Below are 4,622 nucleotides of genomic sequence, written 5' to 3' on the forward strand. Positions count from 1 at the left end.
CCTGGAGCCCCTCATCCCCCCTCCGCGCAAGGGTGGAGCGGCTGGCAGGCCTGGGCCGCCCCGGCGACCGCGACCGCCCAGGTCCTGCCGGGCCTCAACGAGCGCTCCGCCCGCGTCGAAGCCCAACCGGCGTTCGCCGATCAATCATTGACCCAGAATGGCGCACAGGTCGTCGATCCGCTCGACTACCCGCTGGGCGCCGCCCGGGCCCAGCTGCACGGCACCTATATCGTCGCCCAGACCCGCGACGGCCTGGTCGTCGTCGACCAGCACGCCGCCCACGAGCGCCTGGTCTACGAGCGCATGAAGACCCAGATGGCGGAAGGGTCCGTGACCCGCCAGGCCCTCCTGGCCCCCGAGGTCGTCGAGCTCGACCCCGCCGAGGCCGAGCGCGTCACCGCCCGCGCCGACGAACTGGCCGAGCTGGGCCTGATCGTCGAGCCCTTCGGCGCCGGCGCCGTCCTGGTCCGCGAGACCCCCGCCCTGCTGGGCGATACGGACGTCCAGGGCCTGATCCGCGACATCGCCGACGACCTAGCCGAACACGGCGCGGCGTTGTCCCTCAAGGAGCGCATGGCCGAGGTCTGCGGGACGATGGCCTGCCACGGGAGCGTGCGGGCGGGTCGGGTTCTGTCAGCGCCGGAGATGAACGCCCTGCTCAGGCAGATGGAGGCGACGCCGCACTCCGGCCAGTGCAACCACGGCCGGCCGACGTACGTGGAGCTGAAGCTGGCGGATCTGGAGAAGCTGTTCGGGCGGCGGTGAGCACACCGGATGACGCAAAGGGTAACCGGGGGCCGAAACCAGTGCGCGTCATCCACTTAAGGGGAGATCAGGCTGTCTAAGCAGAGGATTCCGAAGAACCAACACTACGTTCCACGCATGCTGTTGCGCCCATTTGCCGTGCGTGGCAGGGGCAAGGCCGAACAAGTCCACGTTTTTGATAAGCACTCTGGCCGTTCATTCACGGTGCGTCTCGAAAACATATTGGCGGAACGCTACTTCAACACCATCTGGCACGACGAGCTCGTTCAAGATGTCGAAGGCCCACTCTCCAGACTAGAGGACAGATCAGCCCCAGTGCTTCGCAAACTTATTGCGGAGCGAACGTGGGCCAACTTAGATGACGAGGAACAGGTCACTCTCAGCGTCTTTTTAGCGGTACAGTTCATCAGGGGGCCGGACACCCGCGCTCGCATCGATCAGATGATCGATCAGATGCAGGTGGTCAGCGAGGCCATAGCTAAGGACCGAAAAGTCCCTGATCCACCAACGGCCGATGAGCGCAAACAAATGGTCTTCGAGCTAATGAGGACCTCGGCCCTTCAAATGGCTGAGTTGTTGCTGAAAAAGACATGGCTTCTGTTCGAACCAGAGTACGGAGAGTTTTACCTTGGCGACACCCCGCTCGCCTTGCACAATGATCGCGATATGGGGCCATACGGCAACATCGGACTGGCGGTGCCCGGCATACAGATCTACTTCCCGCTCGCCCCCGACTTGCTGTTAGCGCTGTGGTGTCCGTCGCACACGGCCGAGCTGTTGGAGGCGGAGGAGAAGCACCGCACCATGCTGGGCTCGCTGTCGCTTCTCGAAGCGGTCGGTCTTGCGCCGCTCACGAAGGTAGAGCGAGGCGCCTTAGCTCTTCTTCGGGAGAAATTGCCGTTCACGAAGGCGATGATCGCTGCCTTGGAAACACGAACTCCTCTCAAGTCGGATGCAGAGAACCTGCGCTTTCTCAACCATCTCCAGGTCCGCAGCGCCGAACGTTATGTCATCGCGCGCAATCAATCCTTCGACCTTGTGAACGAGATGCTCGCCCACAAGGATTCCTACCGCCACGGCATGCGGTTGTCATTTTAGCTATCCCGTTGAGTTCCGACCCGGTCCGCCCAACTCCGCTGTCGACTTCATTGACCAACCAAGGGCGTCCACTTGAGGCGGTGCTAGGCGAGCATCCGAAACACCACCATTCGCGCCTCAGTTTACGGCGATCAACGATACATTAAACTGAGGATTGCGCGACAACATTCGCAACAGGTGAGCAGGGAACCCCTCTTGATCGACGAAATGCGACGCACTGCCAAGGTGACGACCGTCATTCTGATTGGCGCCCTAATGATCGGCGCTGCAGGCCTGGCCTACGCCGGTCAAACCACCTCTGGTCCGCAAGGCACACTCGCGGATGAGCGCGGGATCCAAGAGCGATCCGCGAGAGGTGCCGAAGTTCAGGCCGCGCAGGCAGCGGCGCAGACTCCTTTCGTATACATCGGCGCTATTGCCGCGATCTTAGCGCTAGGTCTTTCCGCTCTTGCTCTGATTCACTCAGTCAACACGGCTAGGAGACAACAGCGAGCGTACATCCTGCTGGACCATGTAGGACTCCTGCATCCATCCCACGATCAGGACTACAAGAAGCGAAGACCTGTCCCGCCGGATCAGCCTCTTTTAATCGTGCATCTCAAAAACTTTGGGTCGACCCCAGCAACCCACGTGCTTCACTGGGCGGCTTTTGATGTGCTTCCCGTCGGAGCAGAGAACGGAGTGCCTCCTCCGGCCACACTTCAGAATATTTCTGCAGGACTTGTTGCCCCAAGCGGCATCTTGACGAAGAAGCTGCTTTTCCATCGACCGATTACACCGGAAGAGGCCGAGCGCATTCGGCGCGGCGAGTACGGCGTCTACGTTAGAGGATGGATCACTTACCAAGACGGGTTTAAGCGCAAACGGGAGACCCGCTTCCTTATGCGGTATCAAGGCGCTTGGCCGCCCCCGGCGAACGCAGAATTCTACTATTGCGACAGCGGGAACAGTGCCAGTTGACGTGCAATCTGGCGACAAGAGCCCGTCTGACGCGTCAATATTCAGAACCGGCTGTCCAATATCCCGGCTGCTCTCTAACACTCCATGCCCTCCATCCTCTTCGTCTGCCTCGGAAACATCTGCCGCTCGCCCCTGGCCGAAGGCGCCCTCCGCGCCGAGGCGCGGCGCCTGAACCTCGACCTGACCATCGACTCCGCCGGCACGGGGAACTGGCACGCGGGCGAGCCGCCGGATGAGCGGGCCATCGCCGTCGCGGCCCGGAACGGCGTCGACATCTCGGCCCTGCGCGCCCGTCAGGTCCGCCCCGCCGACTTCCGGCGCTTCGACCACATCGTCGCGCTGGACCACGACAACCTGAGAAACCTGCGCAAGCTGGCGCCCGCCGACGCCACCGCCGAACTCAGCCTGCTGCTGGACCACGTTCCCGGCCGCGCGGGCCAGGCGGTGGCCGATCCCTGGTTCGGGGACGCGGCGGGCTTCGACGCCACCTGGGCCGAGGTGACGGCGGCCGCGCGCGGGCTGGCGGGGCGGTTGCGACGAGGGGACTGAGCCCTCTTTCTGAACAGGGCCGATCTCCCTACGACCGATTCTGACGCATCTCCCGCCTAGGTTGCGCGTCATGACCGATCCCTATCGCATCCGATCCGCCGAGACCTGGGCCCAGGCGCGCGACGACTATCTGTCCGGCCTGGACGCCGAGTCCGTCTGCCGCCGCCACGACCTGGGCCTGTCGGCCTTCCGCCGCCGCGCCCGCCGCACGGCTGGCGCCGCGCCGACCAGACCATCGCCGGCCCCCTCCGTGCTGGACCTCTCCATCTACGAGGACGTCTACGCCGACGAGCAGGTCCGCATCGCCCGCCTGCGCTTCGTCCAGGCCCTGGAGGGCGGCCGGTCCGTCGGAGGCCGCGCGCTGGCGCCGGCTGTGGCGCGAGCTCCGCGACGAGCGCGACGCCTTCGACGCCAAGTTCTTCGCCGGGATGAGCCCCGATCTGATCAACGCCGTGCGGGCCGCCGACGCGGCCGAGGACGACGAGGAGGACGACGCCGGCCGGCCGGCCCGCCTCGCCGGAAAATGTGCACGATGTGCACTCGGTTTTTTCGAGTGCACATTCGCCCTCGACGGCGCGGGATGCTCCGGAGGAGGCGAGGCCCGATGACAGGACGAACGCGGCCCCCTCCGCCTCAGCCCCGCCCGGTGATCTTGCGCCAGATGCGCTTCCTGGCCTCGAAGACGGACACGCCCAGGGCGGCGGCCGTGGTCCAGAACAGGGCCTCGGTCGCCACGGCGGCCACGACCGCCAGGATCAGGCGGGTGTTCCGCTCGACGTCCAGGTACAGGCCCACGCCCAGGGCGATCCAGCCGCAGATGGCGCAGACGCCGATCAACCCGGCCAGGGTCCATAGGAATTTGCGGCCCTTGCGCACCGCGCCGGTCGGCGGGGCGGCGACGGGGCCTTCGGTCATCGGATCGGCGGTCATGGGCGGAAACTCCTCTGAAAATCTCGCTTCGGTCCTGAAAGTCCCGCCGGTTTCGCGAGTCTTTCATCCCGGGCGCGCTTTTTCGCGTCGATGCGGATGAGGGCGGGCGGCTTGAGCAGGGATGCGGGGTTCGAGGCGCTGGCGGCCGAGCACGGCCCCATGCTGCGCCGCATCGCCGCTAGCTACGAGGCCGACCCCGAGGTGCGGCGCGAGCTGGAGCAGGACATCCTGCTGGCGGTCTGGCGCGCCCTGCCGGGCTTCCGCGGCGAGGCGCCGGTGCGCGCCTTCCTGGCCCGCGTCGCCCACAACCGGGCCGTCAC

General features: G+C 65.3%; 6 protein-coding genes. 5 read left to right on the forward strand and 1 reads right to left on the reverse strand.

The annotated features are described in order from the left end of the window. The 4 genes from AC2W7C_RS13625 to AC2W7C_RS13640 all read left to right on the forward strand — a co-directional run. A partial coding sequence (locus AC2W7C_RS13625) for a DNA mismatch repair MutL family protein (protein WP_486001920.1) occupies nt 1–765 on the forward strand: 765 nt, incomplete at its 5' end. Nucleotides 766–852: 87 nt separating this feature from the next. Then, nucleotides 853–1,863, forward strand: a complete 1,011-nt coding sequence (locus tag AC2W7C_RS13630) for a DUF4238 domain-containing protein (protein ID WP_486001925.1) — start codon at nt 853–855, stop codon at nt 1,861–1,863. Nucleotides 1,864–2,058: 195 nt separating this feature from the next. After that, nucleotides 2,059–2,823, forward strand: coding sequence for a hypothetical protein (locus AC2W7C_RS13635; RefSeq protein ID WP_486001921.1), 765 nt, complete (start codon nt 2,059–2,061; stop codon nt 2,821–2,823). Nucleotides 2,824–2,907: 84 nt separating this feature from the next. After that, on the forward strand, nt 2,908–3,372 hold the full coding sequence (locus AC2W7C_RS13640) for a low molecular weight protein-tyrosine-phosphatase (RefSeq protein ID WP_486001922.1): 465 nt from the start codon (nt 2,908–2,910) through the stop codon (nt 3,370–3,372). A 633-nt stretch (nt 3,373–4,005) separates the two neighbouring features. Here the strand turns inward: AC2W7C_RS13640 and AC2W7C_RS13645 are convergent. Further along, a complete protein-coding gene (locus AC2W7C_RS13645) occupies nt 4,006–4,302 on the reverse strand; it encodes a hypothetical protein (protein ID WP_486001923.1) in 297 nt (98 codons plus the stop codon). A 111-nt stretch (nt 4,303–4,413) separates the two neighbouring features. Between AC2W7C_RS13645 and AC2W7C_RS13650 the strand changes: the two genes are divergently transcribed. Beyond that, nucleotides 4,414–4,622: RNA polymerase sigma factor (locus AC2W7C_RS13650; RefSeq protein ID WP_486001924.1), on the forward strand; the 209-nt coding region annotated here is incomplete at its 3' end.

This window comes from Brevundimonas sp. CURTG3B2_SDJG (assembly GCF_057364705.1).